The sequence below is a fragment of the Variovorax sp. DAIF25 genome (assembly GCF_050711835.1).
Taxonomy (GTDB): domain Bacteria; phylum Pseudomonadota; class Gammaproteobacteria; order Burkholderiales; family Burkholderiaceae_C; genus Variovorax.
The window spans coordinates 3,385,949-3,401,269 of record NZ_CP136636.1; the positions used below are offsets into that span (position 1 = coordinate 3,385,949).

Below are 15,321 nucleotides of genomic sequence, written 5' to 3' on the forward strand. Positions count from 1 at the left end.
GTATGAAGGCCCGAGAATGAAGGTACTGGTGATTGGGGGAGGGGGCCGCGAACACGCCCTGGCATGGCGGCTGGCACAGGCCACCCGGGTCAGCCGGATCTACGTGGCGCCCGGCAACGGCGGAACGGTCACCGACCCGCGCTACGACAGCATCGACATCACCGAGCCCGCCGCGCTGCGCGAGTGGGCGCTCAAGGAAAAGATCGCGCTGACGGTGGTCGGCCCCGAGGCCCCGCTGGCCGCGGGCGTGGTCGACGAATTCCGCGCGCACGGCCTGCGCATCTTCGGCCCGACCAAGGCCGCCGCCCAGCTCGAGAGCTCGAAGGCCTTCTCCAAGGCCTTCATGAAGCGCCACAAGATCCCGACGGCCGAGTACGAGGCCTTCACCGACGCCGCCGCCGCCCATGCGTACATCGACGCCAAGGGCGCGCCGATCGTGGTCAAGGCCGACGGCCTGGCCGCCGGCAAGGGCGTGGTGGTGGCCATGACCGCGCAGGAAGCGCACGACGCGGTCGACTTCATGCTGGTCGACAACAAGTTCGGCGTGTCGCACAACGAGGGCGGCGCGCGTGTCGTGATCGAGGAGTTCCTGCAGGGCGAGGAAGCCAGCTTCATCGTGCTGTGCGACGGCAAGAACGTGACCGCGCTGGCCACCAGCCAGGACCACAAGCGCCTGCTCGACAACGACGAGGGCCCCAATACCGGCGGCATGGGTGCCTACTCGCCCGCGCCCGTGGTCACGGCCGAGGTGCATGCGCGCGCCATGCGCGAGATCATCCTGCCGACCATCCGCGGCATGGAAAAGGACGGCATTCCCTACACCGGCTTCCTCTATGCCGGCCTGATGATCGACGCGCAGGGCCATCCCAAGACGCTCGAGTTCAACTGCCGCATGGGCGACCCCGAGACCCAGCCGATCATGATGCGGCTGAAGTCCGACCTGTTCGAGGTGTTCTGGCACGCCACCGACGGCACGCTCGACCAGGTCGAGCTGCAGTGGGACCGCCGCGTCGCGCTCGGCGTGGTGATGGCCGCGCACGGCTACCCGCTCTCGCCGCGCAAGGGTGACCGCATCGACGGCATTCCCGCCGAGGCGCCCGATGCCGTGGTGTTCCATGCCGGCACCACCGTCAAGGACGGCGAGCTCCAGACCAGCGGCGGCCGCGTGCTCTGCGTGACCGTGCTGGCCGACAGCGTGAAGCTCGCGCAGCAGCGCGCCTACGAGGTGGCGGCGCGGGTGCGCTTCGACGGCGCCCAGTACCGCCGCGACATCGGCTTCCGTGCCGTGCAGGCGCGCAGCCACGGCACCAACGGTTGATGCAGCGGCAACCCTCCGATCCCCAGGCGGTCGGCGACTATCTGCGCGGGCTGCAGCAGTCCATCGTCGCCGCGATCGAGGCGGCCGATGGCGGTACCGCGGTGCGCGATGCCTGGCACAAGGCGCCCGACGAGCCGCTGCAGGGCAGCGGACTCACCTGCATCCTCGAAGGCGGCGAGCTGTTCGAGCGCGCGGGCTGCGGCTTCTCGCAGGTGCGCGGCCCCAAGCTGCCGCCCTCGGCCACGCAGAACCGGCCCGAGCTGGCCGGCGCGCCCTTCGAGGCGATGGGCGTGTCGCTGGTGTTCCATCCGCGCAACCCCTACGTGCCGATCGTCCACATGAACGTGCGCATGCTGGCCGCGCTGCCGGCCGGCGGCGAGCCGGTCTGCTGGTTCGGCGGCGGCATGGACCTCACGCCCTGCTACGGCTTCGCGGAAGACGCGGTGCATTTCCACACCGTCTGCCGCGATGCGCTCGCGCCCTTCGGCGAGGACAAGTACCCGCGCTTCAAGACCTGGTGCGACGAGTATTTCTTCCTCAAGCACCGCAACGAGCAGCGCGGCATCGGCGGCATCTTCTTCGACGACTTCGCCGAGGGTGGCGTCGACAACGGCTTCGCGCTGATCCGCTCGGTCGGCGACGCCTTCCTGCCGGCCTACCTGCCGCTGGTGGAACGCCGCCGCGGCATGGCCTGGGGCGAGCGCGAGCGCGCGTTCCAGCTCTACCGGCGCGGGCGCTACGTCGAGTTCAACCTCGTGTGGGACCGCGGCACGCACTTCGGGCTGCAGTCGGGCGGCCGTACCGAATCGATCCTGCTGTCGATGCCGCCGCAGGCGAGCTGGGCCTACCGCCGCGAGCCCGAGCCGGGGTCGCCCGAGGCGGCGCTCTACAGCGACTTCATCGTGCGCCGCGCGTGGCTGCCGTGAACGCTTCGAAGAACGCGCCGCGCATCGGCGTGTTCGGCGGCGCCTTCGATCCGCCGCACCGCGCCCACGTGGCGCTCGCGCGGGCGGCGCTCGAGCAACTGGGCCTCACGGCGCTCTATGTCTTTCCGACCGGGCATGCCTGGCACAAGGTGCGCGAACTCACGCCCGCGAAAGACCGCCTCGCGATGGCGCAGCTGGCGTTCGGAGACATCCCGGGCGTGGTGGTCGATTCGCGCGAGATGCTGCGCGACGGCCCCACCTACACCATCGACACCCTGCACGAACTGCAGCAGGCGCAGCCCGACGCCGAGCTGGTGCTGGTCATGGGCGCCGACCAGGCGCGGGCCCTGCCGAGCTGGCACGGCTGGCAGGATATACTCGCGGTCGCTACTATTTCTGTAGCGTATCGCGCACTATCGACGGCCGACACCGCCCGTTTTGATCCGAATACGCTGCCCGGCCTCCCGGCCGGCGCGCGTTTCGAGGCGCTCGAACTGCCTGCCATGGACATCAGCGCCACCGACATCCGGCGGCGTGCGTCGCTGGGCGAGGAGATTTCCTCACTGGTTCCGTCCACGGTTGCACGCTATATTGACCAACACTTCCTCTATCGCTCTGCCTGATGACCACTGAAGCCGCCGCCAAGAAAGACACCCAGAAACTCCAGCGAGCCATCATCGATGGGCTCGAAGACGTCAAGGCGCAGGACATCCAGGTATTCGACACCGAGCATCTCTCGCCCCTGTTCGAGCGCGTGATCGTGGCCTCGGGCACCTCGAACCGCCAGACCAAGGCGCTGGCCGCGAGCGTGCGCGACGCGGTGCGCGATGCCGGCTTCGGCAAGCCGCGCGTGGAAGGCGAGGAAAACGGCGAGTGGATCATCGTGGACTGCGGACAGGCCGTCGCGCACATCATGCAGCCGGCGATCCGCCAGTATTACCACCTCGAGGAAATCTGGGGCGACAAGCCCGTGCGCCTGAAGCTCGGCGCGAGCAAGCCGGCCCGTGCCTCCGAGGACAAGGAAGCCAAGCCCGCGGCCGCCAAGGCGCCGACCTCGCTGCGCCGCGCGAGCGCCGCCAAGACCGCGATCCGTGCCGCCGAGCGCGAGGCCAAGGAAGCCAAGGCCGCGCCGAGGAAGGCAGCGGGCAAGACGACTGGCGCCAAGACCGCAGCGAAGAAGGCACCGGCCAAGAAGGCCCCGGTGGTGGTGGTCGGCAAGCCGGTGGCCAAGAAGGCCGCCGCCAAGACGGGCGCGAAGCCGGCGGCCAAGCCCGCGGCGAAGAAGGCGCCCGCGCGCAAGACCGCTTCGCGCAGCGCATGAAGCTGCTGGTGGTCGCAGTCGGGCAGCGCATGCCCGACTGGGCACAGACTGCCTGGGACGACTACGCCAAGCGCTTCCCGCCCGAACTCAAGCTCGAACTGCGCGCGGTCAAGACCGAGCCGCGCGGTTCCAAGTCGCTCGAGACCCTCTACGCCGCCGAACGCGAACGCATCGAGGCCGCCATCGCGCGCGGCATGCGCATCGTGGTGCTCGACGAGCGCGGCACCGCGCTGACCACCAAGGCGCTGGCCGCGCGGCTGCAGAGCTGGCAGGGCGAGGGCGACGATGTCGCGCTGGTGATCGGCGGCCCCGACGGGCTCGACCCGGCCTTCAAGGCCGCGGCCCACGAGCGCATCCGCCTGTCCGATCTGACCCTGCCGCATGCGATGGCGCGCGTGCTGCTGGTGGAGCAGCTCTACCGCGCATGGTCGGTCAACGCGGGCCATCCCTACCACCGCGAATGAGCGGCCCGTCGAGCCGCCGCGCGACGAGAACCTCGCCGCGTTCCTCCATCGACCCCGTCTTTTCTTCCGCTTCACAGAGACGACCGCCGTGCCGACCATCCCGACCTTCCTCTACCTCGCCTCGCAGAGCCCGCGCCGCGCCCAGTTGCTCGGCCAGCTCGGCGTGCGCCATGAACTGCTGCTGGCCGCCGCCGACGAGGACGCCGAGGCGCTCGAGACCGTGCTGCCCGGCGAATCGCCCACTGCCTACGTGCAGCGCGTGACGGCGCTCAAGCTCGATGCCGCCGTGGCGCGCCTGCGTCGCCGCGGCCTGGCCGATGCGCCCGTGCTGTGCGCCGATACCACGGTGGCGCTGGGCCGCACCATCCTCGGCAAGCCCGAGGACGCGCGCGATGCCGAGCGCATGCTGGGGCTGCTGTCGGGCACCACGCACCGCGTGCTGACGGCCGTGGCGCTGCAGCAGGGCCGCCGTCGGCAGGCCGCGCTGAGCGCGTCGCGCGTGCGTTTCGCGCCCATGAGCCGCGCGCAGATCCGCCGCTACGTCGAAGGCGGCGAGCCGCTGGGCAAGGCCGGCGCCTATGGCATCCAGGGCGCGGCGGCCGCCTTCGTCGAGCACATCAGCGGCTCCTATTCGGGCATCATGGGCCTCCCCATGTTCGAGACCGCGCAACTGCTGCGGCGCGCCGGTTTCCCCACTTGAGACAACCGAGAACTCCATGCAAGACATCCTGATCAACTGGTCCCCGCAGGAGACCCGCGTGGCGGTGGTCGAGCACGGCGCGGTGCAGGAGCTGCACGTCGAGCGCACGCTCGAGCGCGGACTGGTCGGCAACATCTACCTGGGCAAGGTCTCGCGCGTGCTGCCGGGCATGCAGTCGGCCTTCATCGACATCGGACTCGAACGCACCGCCTTTCTGCACGTGGCCGACATCGTGGCCCCGTTCACGCCGGGCTCGCGGCCCAGCGCCGCGCCGGCCGAACGCGACCACCGCAACGGCGGCACCATGGTGCCGATCGAGAAGCAGGTGTTCGAGGGCCAGTCGCTGCTGGTGCAGGTCATCAAGGACCCGATCGGCACCAAGGGCGCGCGGCTGTCGACGCAGATCAGCATCGCGGGCCGGCTGCTCGTGTTCCTGCCGCAGGACAACCACATCGGCGTGTCGCAGAAGATCCCGGCCGACCTGCGCGATGCGCTGCGCTCGCGCATGCTCGCGCTGATCGAGGCCGCCGCGGCGGCCGACAGCGGCGGCGTGGTGCCCGAGAACACCGGCGGCTTCATCCTGCGCACCAATGGCGAGGATTCGACCGACGCCGAGCTCGCCGACGACATCGCCTACCTGCGCAAGACCTGGTCGCGCATCCGCGAGGCCTCGACACGGCTGCCGCCGATGTCGCTGCTGCACCAGGACCTGAGCCTGCTGCAGCGCGTGCTGCGCGACCTCACCACCGAGGACACGCAGACCATCCGCATCGATTCGCGCGAGCAGTTCGAACTGCTGCTGAAGTTCGGCCTCGAGTTCATGCCCAAGGCGTCCGGCAAGCTGCAGCACTACCGCGGCGAGCGGCCGATCTTCGACCTCTATTCGGTCGACGAGGAGATCGCGCGCGCGCTCGGGCGCCGGGTCGATCTCAAGTCGGGTGGCTACCTCGTGGTCGACCAGACCGAGGCGCTGACCACCATCGACGTGAACACCGGCGGCTTCGTCGGTGCGCGCAACTTCGACGACACCATCTTCAAGACCAACCTCGAGGCGGCGCAGGCCATCGCGCGCCAGCTGCGGCTGCGCAACCTGGGCGGGATCATCATCGTCGACTTCATCGACATGGCGCGCGACGACCACCGCGAGCAGGTGCTCGGTGAGTTCCGCAAGCAGCTCGCGCGCGACCGCGTGAAGACCACGGCCGGCGGCTTCTCGCAGCTCGGCCTGGTCGAGATGACGCGCAAGCGCACGCGCGAATCGCTGGCCCACATGCTGTGCGAGCCCTGCGTGGCCTGCGGCGGGCAGGGCATCGTGAAGACCGCGCGCAGCGTGGCCTACGACGTGATGCGCGAGATCCTGCGCGAGGCGCGGCAGTTCACGCCGCGCGAGTTCCGCATCGTCTCGTCGCCGCAGGTGATCGAGCTGTTCCTCGACGAGGAGAGCCAGCACCTGGCCGGACTCAGCGACTTCATCGGCAAGCCGATCTCGCTGCAGTCCGAGCCGGCGATCGGGCAGGGGCAGTACGACATCGTTCTGCTTTGACGACTCACGGGGTGCCACTCCGTTTCAGTTGCCATGTATAAGTGATTGTTCTGTAAGGAGTTTTCGGTAGGTAAGCTGTCTTTTAGTGTCACGGAGTGCCACCCTGTTTCAACAAAATTGGGTGACCTGATGGGTGACCAGCCGGACGATCCGGCCAAGCCCGTCGGCACTAGGAGAACGAACATGGCAAGCAAAGGCGGGCTGCTTTCTGACCTACAGCTCAGGCAATGGATCAAAGCGGGCAAGCCGCTATCGATGAGCGACGGCGGGGGGCTGATCTTCACGTTGTCGGCCGCAGGCAATGCGGCGTGGGTACTGCGATACCGACACGGCACACGACGACCCGAGATGACCCTTGGGCCCTATCCGGCCATCGGTCTGTCCGAAGCGCGGACGATGGCCCTGGTCAAGCGGGCCGAGATCGCACAAGGCAAGAACCCGATGGCCGAGCGGATCAAGGCCAAGGCAGCATTGGCGAAGGACTGGACGGTCCGTCAACTGATCCAGGACTATCGCCAGAAGGTACTCGTCACGTTGGCCAAGAGCACACGGGTCTGCTACTCACGCCACCTCAAGCGCATCGAAAACCGGTTTGGCTCGCTCAGCGTGCGTGAAGTCGAGTCCAGCGACATCGTGGCACTGATCGACGACAGCAAGCTCACCTGGGGTGAGTCGAGCCTCCTGCACATCACGGCCAAGTGCCTGTTCACCCATGCCTGCGGCAAGCGCCTCGTCAACGCCAACCCCTGTGTGGGCATCATGATCAGTGCTCTGCTGGGCCCCAGACCACCGGTTCGCAAACGCTTGATGCTGACCCGCGAGGAACTGCACCTGCTGCTTAACGCGCCGATGCGCCGACCAAACACACTCGCAATCCGCATCCTGCTGGCAACGGGCGTGCGAGGAGCAGAACTCTTCACGGCCAAGTGGAAGGACGTGCATCTCGACGAGGCCCGTTGGCACATTCCCGCGAGCAAAACCGGGCCGGCCATGGATGTGCCGCTCGCCCCGGAGCTCATCGATTGGTTCAAGGAACTGCGTACGTTCGCCTTCCGGTCGGCCTATGTTTTGCCGGCGAGGGCGCACAGCCGTACTGAGCGAAACGGAGGCGACACCCATCTGAGCAAGGACACCGTGCGCGAGTCGATCGACTACTGGATCAAGCAGTACAAGCCCCAAGTGCGCCGCTTCACGCCGCATGACCTGCGCAGCACGATGAAGTCCCACATGCGCGCACTCGGTGTTCCCAGAGATATCTCCGAGATGTGCCTGAACCACAAGCTCACGGGCGTGGAGGGCATCTACGACCAGCACACCTACTACCCGGAGCGTCGGCAGGCGCTGCTGACCTGGATGCAGTTCCTGATGGACTGCGAGGCGGGAGATGGGAGCGTTGTCAAGGAACTGGAGTTGATTGTGTAGAGCAGTTTGCCGGTCGGCTTCGTGGCTGCACTTATGCTGCAGCGTCAGCGAAGAAGAGAGGGACCTCTCAAGAAACACCAGATAGCTGATTGATTTTCCTGGTGTTTTCAAGCGGGGTTGTCGGAAGGGACGAGCTGCATGCCCATGGCCTTGGCCTTCTGGGCGAGGTTGTGCAAGACCCGTTGGCGGTAGCGCTCCTCGAAGTAGTCCTGCCCTCGGTCGGTGTATTCCTGACCGTGGGTGAGCATGGCGTAGATCAGTCGGGCCAGCTTGTGTGCCGCTGCTGTCACGGCCTTGGGCTTGTCCATGCGTGCGCACATACGCCGGTAATAAGCCCCCGGCGCCGAGTGGCTCGAGCGCAAGACCGCTGCCGCCAGACGCAGCGCTTGGGCCGCACGGTTGGCGCAGCGCTTGGTCTTGCCGCTCATGACCTTGCCTCCGGTGATCTTGGTGCCCGGACACAGGCCCAGCCAGGAGGCGAAGTGTTTGTCGCTGGGGAACTTGCCCATGTCCGCGCCCACCTCGGAGACCACCACCAGCGCGGTGATCACATCGATGCCGTCGATGCGCGTGAGGTCCACGCCGCACATCTGGAAGAGCTGGGTGCGCAGATCGAACTTCGGGGCATTGCGGGCGCGCCCGCGCTTCTTGCCTTGAGCCGGTTCGTCCTCTCGCACATGCAGGGCCTGCAACTGCGCCTGAATCTGCGCGTCGCACTCGGTCAGCTGGGTGCCACAGAAGTCAAACGCGTCCAGCGCCTGCCTCAAGGCAAAGAGGTGCTCGGCGCGCCAGCTACCTTGCAGGCTCCTGGCGATCTGTTCCTCGCTGGCGCGGATGCGCGCGTTCCTGAGCTTGGCCAGGGCCTGCCCATCGCGCTCACCGGCGACGATGGCGTGCAGGATCTTCTGGCCGCTCTCGCCGGCCACGTCTGCGATGACGTTGGCCAGCTGGATGTTCATCTGCGTCAGGGCCTTTTGCATGTGCTGCACGAAGCGGCCCTGGCTGCGCAGCAGCATGGCGCGTTGGCGGGAGAGACAGCGCAGCACGCAAACCTGCTCAGCCGGGCGGAAGGCGCCGCGCAGCAGGCCAAAGCTTGCGTATTCCACGCCATGGCGGACACGATTCCACGCTGATGGCGGACAGTGTTCCAGCGGGATGGCGGACACCGTTCCACGGTGAAGGCGGACAGCATTCCAAACTGATGGCGGACACCTGAGGGGTGTTCTGAGTGACCCGAACGCGGCATACGCTGCCCGGTTTTTTGACCGGAACCAGCGATGCCCACACCCAGGGTCACCATGAGCAAGATACGACACACACTGCAACTGCTGCACGGCGGTGCCTTGAGCACCCGCCAAATCGGCGCCGCTCTCGGCATCTCCAAATCCACTGTCAGCGAAATCGCCAGCTACGCGCGCGTGGCCGACGTGGACTGGGCGCTGGCCCAGACCTTGAGCGACGAAGAACTCCAGGCCCGGCTCTACAAGCCACCGGTGCCCCGCGCGTCGCGCCACCTCGAGCCCGACTGCGCCCGCATTCACATTGAGCTGCGCCGCCCCGGCGTCACACTGCAACTGCTGTGGGAGGAATATCAACAGCAGCACGCCGGTCAGGCCTACAAGTACAGCGCCTTCTGCGAGAAGTACCAAGCCTGGTCCCGGCGATTGAAGCGCTCCATGCGCCAGACCCATGAGGCCGGCGACAAGCTCTTTGTGGACTACGCCGGTCAGACAGTGCCCATCGTGGACGCCAGCACCGGCGAGATAACGCAGGCCCAGATATTTGTGGCGGTGCTGGGCGCCTCGAACTACACCTATGCGTGCGCCACCGCCAGCCAGAAAGCCACCGACTGGGTGGCCGGCATCATGGCTGCGCTGGAGTTCATCGGCGGCGTGCCCCGCTTGCTGGTGCCCGACCAGCCGCGTGCCTTGATGGCCCGTCCTGACCGCTACGAGCCGACCTCGCACCGCCTGCTCGAAGAACTCTCCGCCCATTACGGCCTGCCCGTCATGCCCGCGCGCCCAGCCAAGCCACGCGACAAGCCCAAGGTGGAGGTGGGCGTGCAGGTGGTCGAGCGCTGGATTCTGGCGAGGCTGCGCCACCAGACCTTCTTCGGCCTGGCCGCGCTCAACCGGGCGATTGCCGCCTTGCTGGCCGACTTGAATTAGCGCCCGTTCAAGAAGCTGCCCGGTAACCGGGCCAGCGCTTTTGCCGAGCTCGACCGGCCAGTCCTGCGCCCACTGCCGGTCACGCGCATGGCGATTGCACGGTTCAAGAGTGCCCGGGTCAACATCTTGTGTGGCGTTGCCAGTTCTGTGGCCTTGACGCCGTACAGCGGCCTGTAGCGCGGGCGTAGCTGCCTTGATGGCCACAGAACTTTGGGCTACAGCGAGCGCAGGAACTGCATCAAGTCGGGTTCGATTCGTCGCCGGGTTGCCTTGCCCGAGGGCTCCAACTGGGCCACTGCGCGAGACTTCACTTCCAGATCGATCTGCGCGTAGATGTTTGTCGTACTCAGCGAGACATGCCCCAGCCATGCGCGGATGGTGTTGATGTCGACGCCGGCACGCAGCAGGTAGGTCGCTGTAGTGTGCCGGATGGTGTGAGGGCTGACGCGTTTGGCCTTGATGGCAGGAAACTTCTCCGAAATCCGGCGCGCATATCGCGCCACCAAGTCATGGACACCAAACCGTGTCATCGGTCGGCCGCAACGGTTGAGGAACACCGGCTCGGTGGACGGGCGCCCCGCGATCAAGGAGGCCAGTTCACGGGCCGTTTGGGGCCACAGCGGGCAGAGCCTGATCTTGCCGCCTTTGCCATGCAGTGAGACGAACGCATTGCGCGCCCCGTCAGACTGCGCAAGCTGCACGCTCCCGATCTTGACGTGCGCTGCCTCGTCAGCGCGAGCGCCCGTGTTGTAGAGGAACAGAAGCAAGGCATGGTCACGCATGCCCTGGGGCGTGTGCGCATCTGCCGCGGCCAGCAGGGCATCCATCTCCGGCTTCTCCAGGTACGCGATCTGAGGGCTGGCAAACTTCCTGAAAGGGATCGCAAGCACGCTTGCGGACCATTGCAGGTGTTCCGGCCCGTACTCACCCACGAAACGCGCGAACATGTGCAACGCGGCCAGCCGTTGATTGATGGTCCTCGCACCGACGCCCTTGGTAGTCGTCGTCGACGGCAAGAACGCGGTGAGCATCTCGCGACTGAGATCATCCACGCTCAGCTGGTCCACACGTTTGTGCGTCGCGCGAGCTGCGAAGCGAAGAAGCTTGGCCAGCGTGTCCCGGTAGCTGAGCTGGGTGCTTCTGGCCACTGTTCTGACGGTCACCAAGTACTCCGCCAGGAAGCGTTTGACCCAGGGGCCGAGTTGGTTCGCGGTGTTCATGGCTGATCGCCCTGCAGCGTCGCGTAGCGCTCGAACCGCGCAGAGGCCTCGACGAGCAACTCCGGCGTCAACGGCAAATAGACCTGGGTGGCTGCGATGCTGACGTGGCCGAGATACGTCGACAGCAGCGGCAGCAGCTTCTGGACATCGGCACCCTCCCTGTACCAGGCCGTCAATCGGCGAACGGCAAAGCTCGCCCGAAAGTCGTGCAGCCGAGGCAGATTGGGCAGGTCGTCGTTGCGCCGCAGACCAGTCATGGACCGAAGCCTGGCGAACGCCCGGCGTGTGCCGCTTCCTGTGAGTGGTTCGCCGTCTCTGCACACGAGCAGCGGCGAGGCCGGATCGGCGCCGCGCGATGGGTGCAGCGCATCGACATAAGTGCACAAGATTCGAACCAGATCAGGTCCGATCGGGACCAAGCGCGTCTTGTAGAACTTGCTCTCGCGCACGATCAGCAGGTTCTGCTCCAGATCGACATCGGCCAGGGTCAGATGCAGCGCTTCGCTGAGCCTCAATCCGGTTCCCAGCAAGAGCACAAGCAAGGTGCGAAGACTGTACCGTTCGATGCGCGATGTCCGAAGGGAGTCGATGGCGCCGATCAACCGAGCGACATCGTCATCGGTGTAGATGTAAGGCCGAAAGACCTGGCGACACCGCGGGGTGTGCATAGGCAGCGGCATGTGCGCCACCATGGACCGGACGAAGGCGAAGCGAAAGAAGCCCAGCAAGGCCGAATGCTTGCGGTGCCAGTACCGTGTCAGTGGTCGGGTTCCGTCGAGAAAGGTTCTCACCTCGGAGGTCAGGATCGTCTCCAACTCGCGTTCGCCACCAATCGACTTGGCGAACATGCGCAGCACACCAGCGATGCTGGTGCCGGCACAGCCACGGGCTTGGAGCTGTTGGATGTACAGAGCTTGGGCGTCGGCGAGCTTCACAGGAATCTCCTCAGATCGACGTCTGCGACACGGCGCAGGCCATGGAGGTCGACCTTCGCGTACACCGCAGTGGTGGAAGGATGGCGGTGGCCGAGGAAGTCCCCGATCTCCTTCATGCTCATCCCGCGCGCCAGCAGGCGGGTCGCGCAGGCGTGTCGCAACGCATGGGGACCATGGTGTCTGAGACCAGGATCCATCGGCCTCAGGCGCCGGCTGACCACTTGCCACAATGCACTCGTGCTCAATGGCAGGTATGGCGCGCGCATCTGCAGGAAGACTTCGCGCCGATCTGTCTTCGGTCGGACGGACCGTATGTACGTGGCAAGCGCCTGCGCTGTAGGGTGCGCCAGCGGATAACACTCGACACGCGCGCACTGTTTGGAGCGATGGACCCGAATGATGGCGTTCTCCCAATCGAAGTCATCCAACGACAGCCGCTGGACTTCGGACGCGCGCAGACCGTACAGAGCGAAAAGCATCATGATGGCGCGATCACGGACCACGCTGTCGGTCTCTCCCTGCATCGCGTCCAGCAGGCGGCAGACCACATCCCAGGACGGACCCATGGGAAGTTGCTCACCTTGGTAAACGCGCCCCGGTCGAATCGCTGCGGCCAGGCCGGGCAGGCAATGATGGCGATCTTCGAGAAAGCGGACGAAGTTGCGCAAGTCATAGGTGTACGTCTGCATGGAGGAGCGGGTCAGGCCTTCCTGGCGGCCTTTGAAGACCAGGATCTGATCCACGTCGCGCCAGCCGAACCCGACCACGTCGCGTCCCTGTTCTGCGAGTAGCCGAAGGAACTCTGCGGCGTGCCCGCAGCGGGCACGAACTGTGACCGGAGAGAGGTTGCGCTCCTCGAGCATGAAGCGCGCGTAGGCTTCGATCTGTTCACTGCCCGGATGGTTGTCAACGTTCGCCTGCAGGAGTCCAAGGAAGCGAAACCAGCCCCGCGCGGTGCACCGCAAGGCAATCTTGGTCGCATGTCCGGGGATCTTGCGGCTGTGTCGGCGGGTGATCCATCGATCCACCGCTGCTTCGACTTGCTCTGTCGTGATCGGATTCGGCAACGTCCACCGCAGCATCTCCCCAATGCACAGCATGCCGTCCGCGTATCGGATCAACGTCTTGTGTGCGGACCCGACGTCGCGCAGATGCTCCAGGTACAGGAGTCGCTCCACAAGGAGCGGTGCTGCGGTATGGCGCACAACGGCGGCGGTGCGCTTGAACAACTCGTCGAACATAGGTGACCCCTTCTGGAACAGTGGATGGAGGACCCATGCTGCTCGTGCCAGAAGTTCTGTGGCCATCGTGACGGCCACGCCCGCGCTACAGGCCGCTGTACGGCGTCAAGACCACAGAACTGGCAACGCCACACAAGATGTTTTCTGTGGTCGACCACAGAAAACATCGACTACCACGTCGAGCTCGATGGCCACTACTACTCGGTGCCCCACGCCCTGGTGGGTCAGACGGTGGAGCTGCGCATCACGGACGCCACCGTCGAAGTCCTGCACGGCAACAAGCGGGTGGCCGCCCACGCGCTCAATGGGCGCAAAGGCGCTCACACCACCACGCCTGAGCACATGCCGGCCTCGCACCGGGCGCACCTGCAGTGGACGCCGGCCAAGCTCATCGCCTGGGGCGAACGAATAGGTGCTGCCACCGCCGCCGTGGTGCGCTGGCAGATGGAGCACCGAGCGCACCCCGAGCAGGGCTACCGCTCCTGCCTGGGCCTCATGCGCCTGGGGCGTGAGTACGGGGCAGAACGGCTGGAGGCGGCCTGTGCACGGGCGCAGTCAATTCGCTCGCCGTCCTACAAGAGCGTCGCCTCCATCCTGAGTTGTGGCCTGGACCAGCGTCCGCTGGACACCCCCATCCCCATGCAGGTCAGCTTGCCGCTGCACGAGAACGTGCGCGGGCCGGGCTACTACCACTGAGACACGGAAATAGAGAAAGAACAAGCATGCTCAACGAACACACCCTCAACCAACTACGAGCACTGCGCCTGGACGGCATGGTGGCCGCCCTGAACGATGCCGCCATCCACATCACCGCCAGCGAGCTGCCCTTTGAACAACGCCTGGCCCTGCTGGTGCAGCGTGAGGTGGACTGGCGTGACAGCAAACGCCTGGAACGCCTGTTGAAAGCCGCCCGCCTGAAGGTCTCCGGCGCGTGCCTGGAGGACATCGACTGGCGGGGCAGTCGGGGCCTGAGCCGGGAGGTCATCACCAGCCTGGCCGGCGGCGACTGGCTGCGCCATGGTCACAATGTGCTGCTCACCGGCGCCACCGGTTGCGGCAAGACGTGGCTTGCTTGCGCGCTTGGGCAGCAGGCGGCGCGCCTGGGGTTCTCTGTTCTTTATGCTCGCGCGCCGCGCCTGCTGGAGGAGCTGCATGTGGCCCATGGGGACGGCAGCTTTGGCAAACGGCTGGCGCAACTGGCGCGGCTGGACCTGCTCATCCTGGACGACTTTGGCATTGCACCGATTGCCGCGCATGAGCGAAACGACTTGCTTGAACTGCTGGACGACCGGGTGGGCTCACGCTCGACGCACATCACCAGCCAGTTGCCGGTGACGGCCTGGCACGCCTGGCTGGATGAGCCCACGCTGGCCGATGCCATCCTGGACCGCATCGTGCACGGCTCGCACAAGATAGGTCTCAAAGGCGAGTCGATGAGAAAGCTGGCCAAGGCCGCCTGACCATCCCGCCCAAACGCCATTCCACGCTGATGGCGGACACTTCGGCTACGATTTGGGCGTCACTCAGGACATCCGCGCAAGGTGTCCGCCATCGCATGGAACGCTGTCCGCGATGGGAATGGAATCACTGTCCGCCATCAGTGGAATGCGCAAAAGCTCATGAGCTGCTGCAGCCACTGGCAGTCCAGCACATCGCTCTTGCGGCCCGAGACGTTCTTGACGTGGCGCGCGTTGACCAGCAACACCGTCAAGCCGCGCGATTCGAGCAGTTCGTACAGAGGAATCCAGTAGACCCCGGTGGACTCCATGGCCAAGGTGTCCACGCCGCAGGCGTCGAGCCAGTCGGCCAGGCGGTGCAGGTCGGCGGTGAAGCTGGCGAACTCGCGCACGGGCTCGTCGTCGCGGTCCGGTGGCACGGCTACGAAGTGCGCGGCGCTGCCGATGTCGATACCGGCGGCGTTGGGGTGGGTCAGAGAGATGGCCGCCTGTGTGGTGGGCCGCTTGTGTTGTGCCATGGCATCCTCCATCATGAGAAGTGGAACGTGACACCGGCTCGGGTACGTCGTCTTGATCACTCTCTCAAACGGGATGCCTGCGCCAGAC

Annotated in this window: 14 protein-coding genes and 2 pseudogenes; 11 read left to right on the forward strand and 5 right to left on the reverse strand. The window is 66.1% G+C overall.

Annotated elements, in window-relative coordinates; all coding sequences use genetic code 11:
* The first annotated feature begins 16 nt into the window (after positions 1 to 16).
* The 8 genes from purD (at position 17) to R0232_RS15825 (ending at position 7,694) form a co-directional block, all read left to right on the forward strand.
* Positions 17 to 1,318: a phosphoribosylamine--glycine ligase gene (gene purD / locus R0232_RS15790; protein ID WP_093341583.1), complete on the forward strand. Its 1,302-nt coding sequence runs from the start codon at positions 17 to 19 to the stop codon at positions 1,316 to 1,318.
* Positions 1,318 to 2,244: an oxygen-dependent coproporphyrinogen oxidase gene (gene hemF / locus R0232_RS15795; protein ID WP_296787706.1), complete on the forward strand. Its 927-nt coding sequence runs from the start codon at positions 1,318 to 1,320 to the stop codon at positions 2,242 to 2,244. The genes purD and hemF overlap by 1 nt, the downstream gene beginning before the upstream one ends.
* The gene (nadD, locus tag R0232_RS15800) at positions 2,241 to 2,867 is read left to right on the forward strand and encodes a nicotinate (nicotinamide) nucleotide adenylyltransferase (RefSeq protein WP_431512699.1); all 627 of its coding nucleotides are present in this window, start codon (positions 2,241 to 2,243) and stop codon (positions 2,865 to 2,867) included. Before hemF ends, nadD begins: the two co-directional genes overlap by 4 nt.
* Positions 2,867 to 3,565 carry a ribosome silencing factor gene (rsfS, locus tag R0232_RS15805; protein ID WP_208509006.1) on the forward strand — a complete coding sequence of 233 codons (699 nt, stop codon included), beginning with the start codon at positions 2,867 to 2,869 and terminating at the stop codon, positions 3,563 to 3,565. Before nadD ends, rsfS begins: the two co-directional genes overlap by 1 nt.
* Positions 3,562 to 4,029 carry a 23S rRNA (pseudouridine(1915)-N(3))-methyltransferase RlmH gene (rlmH, locus tag R0232_RS15810; protein ID WP_057593347.1) on the forward strand — a complete coding sequence of 156 codons (468 nt, stop codon included), beginning with the start codon at positions 3,562 to 3,564 and terminating at the stop codon, positions 4,027 to 4,029. The genes rsfS and rlmH overlap by 4 nt, the downstream gene beginning before the upstream one ends.
* Positions 4,030 to 4,126: 97 nt before the next feature.
* Positions 4,127 to 4,729 (forward strand): Maf family protein, encoded by a 603-nt coding sequence (locus tag R0232_RS15815; protein ID WP_431512896.1) that lies wholly within the window; start codon positions 4,127 to 4,129, stop codon positions 4,727 to 4,729.
* A 16-nt stretch (positions 4,730 to 4,745) separates the two neighbouring features.
* A complete protein-coding gene (gene rng, locus R0232_RS15820) occupies positions 4,746 to 6,272 on the forward strand; it encodes a ribonuclease G (protein WP_093341590.1) in 1,527 nt (508 codons plus the stop codon).
* Between the two features lie 183 nt (positions 6,273 to 6,455).
* Positions 6,456 to 7,694, forward strand: coding sequence for a tyrosine-type recombinase/integrase (locus R0232_RS15825; RefSeq protein ID WP_060987550.1), 1,239 nt, complete (start codon positions 6,456 to 6,458; stop codon positions 7,692 to 7,694).
* 107 nt (positions 7,695 to 7,801) lie between these two features.
* Here R0232_RS15825 and R0232_RS15830 read toward each other — a convergent pair whose 3' ends face one another.
* Positions 7,802 to 8,860: an IS110 family transposase gene (locus R0232_RS15830; RefSeq protein WP_431512700.1), complete on the reverse strand. Its 1,059-nt coding sequence runs from the start codon at positions 8,858 to 8,860 to the stop codon at positions 7,802 to 7,804.
* A 132-nt stretch (positions 8,861 to 8,992) separates the two neighbouring features.
* Between R0232_RS15830 and istA the strand changes: the two genes are divergently transcribed.
* Complete coding sequence (istA, locus tag R0232_RS15835) at positions 8,993 to 9,862, forward strand: IS21 family transposase (RefSeq protein ID WP_431512701.1); 870 nt, start codon at positions 8,993 to 8,995, stop codon at positions 9,860 to 9,862.
* Between the two features lie 215 nt (positions 9,863 to 10,077).
* On the opposite strand, the gene R0232_RS15840 is transcribed toward istA, so the two are convergent.
* Genes R0232_RS15840 through R0232_RS15850 form a run of 3 tightly spaced genes read right to left on the reverse strand, consistent with a single transcriptional unit; the run spans position 10,078 to position 13,258 of the window.
* Complete coding sequence (locus R0232_RS15840; protein ID WP_060985439.1) at positions 10,078 to 11,082, reverse strand: tyrosine-type recombinase/integrase; 1,005 nt, start codon at positions 11,080 to 11,082, stop codon at positions 10,078 to 10,080.
* Complete coding sequence (locus R0232_RS15845; RefSeq protein WP_060985440.1) at positions 11,079 to 12,017, reverse strand: tyrosine-type recombinase/integrase; 939 nt, start codon at positions 12,015 to 12,017, stop codon at positions 11,079 to 11,081. The genes R0232_RS15840 and R0232_RS15845 overlap by 4 nt, the downstream gene beginning before the upstream one ends.
* Complete coding sequence (locus tag R0232_RS15850) at positions 12,014 to 13,258, reverse strand: tyrosine-type recombinase/integrase (protein ID WP_060985441.1); 1,245 nt, start codon at positions 13,256 to 13,258, stop codon at positions 12,014 to 12,016. Before R0232_RS15850 ends, R0232_RS15845 begins: the two co-directional genes overlap by 4 nt.
* 162 nt (positions 13,259 to 13,420) lie before the next feature.
* Between R0232_RS15850 and R0232_RS15855 the strand changes: the two are divergent.
* Both R0232_RS15855 and istB read left to right on the forward strand, forming a co-directional pair.
* Positions 13,421 to 13,954 (forward strand): annotated as a pseudogene (locus tag R0232_RS15855) (Mu transposase domain-containing protein); the annotation flags it as partial.
* 26 nt (positions 13,955 to 13,980) lie between these two features.
* A complete protein-coding gene (gene istB / locus R0232_RS15860; RefSeq protein ID WP_060985442.1) occupies positions 13,981 to 14,718 on the forward strand; it encodes an IS21-like element helper ATPase IstB in 738 nt (245 codons plus the stop codon).
* Between the two features lie 152 nt (positions 14,719 to 14,870).
* Here the strand turns inward: istB and R0232_RS15865 are convergent.
* Positions 14,871 to 15,233, reverse strand: a pseudogene (locus R0232_RS15865) (IS110 family transposase); the annotation flags it as partial.
* Positions 15,234 to 15,321: the final 88 nt, after the last annotated feature.

Excerpts from the sequence above, each read along its gene's own strand:
- rng (WP_093341590.1), top strand. The coding sequence starts at position 4,746 with ATGCAAGACATCCTGATCAACTGGTCCCCGCAGGAGACCCGCGTGGCG.
- rsfS (WP_208509006.1), top strand. The coding sequence starts at position 2,867 with ATGACCACTGAAGCCGCCGCCAAGAAAGACACCCAGAAACTCCAGCGA.
- R0232_RS15850 (WP_060985441.1), bottom strand. The coding sequence starts at position 13,258 with ATGTTCGACGAGTTGTTCAAGCGCACCGCCGCCGTTGTGCGCCATACC.
- R0232_RS15840 (WP_060985439.1), bottom strand. The coding sequence starts at position 11,082 with ATGAACACCGCGAACCAACTCGGCCCCTGGGTCAAACGCTTCCTGGCG.
- hemF (WP_296787706.1), top strand. The coding sequence starts at position 1,318 with ATGCAGCGGCAACCCTCCGATCCCCAGGCGGTCGGCGACTATCTGCGC.
- istB (WP_060985442.1), top strand. The coding sequence starts at position 13,981 with ATGCTCAACGAACACACCCTCAACCAACTACGAGCACTGCGCCTGGAC.
- istA (WP_431512701.1), top strand. The coding sequence starts at position 8,993 with ATGAGCAAGATACGACACACACTGCAACTGCTGCACGGCGGTGCCTTG.
- purD (WP_093341583.1), top strand. The coding sequence starts at position 17 with ATGAAGGTACTGGTGATTGGGGGAGGGGGCCGCGAACACGCCCTGGCA.
- rlmH (WP_057593347.1), top strand. The coding sequence starts at position 3,562 with ATGAAGCTGCTGGTGGTCGCAGTCGGGCAGCGCATGCCCGACTGGGCA.
- R0232_RS15825 (WP_060987550.1), top strand. The coding sequence starts at position 6,456 with ATGGCAAGCAAAGGCGGGCTGCTTTCTGACCTACAGCTCAGGCAATGG.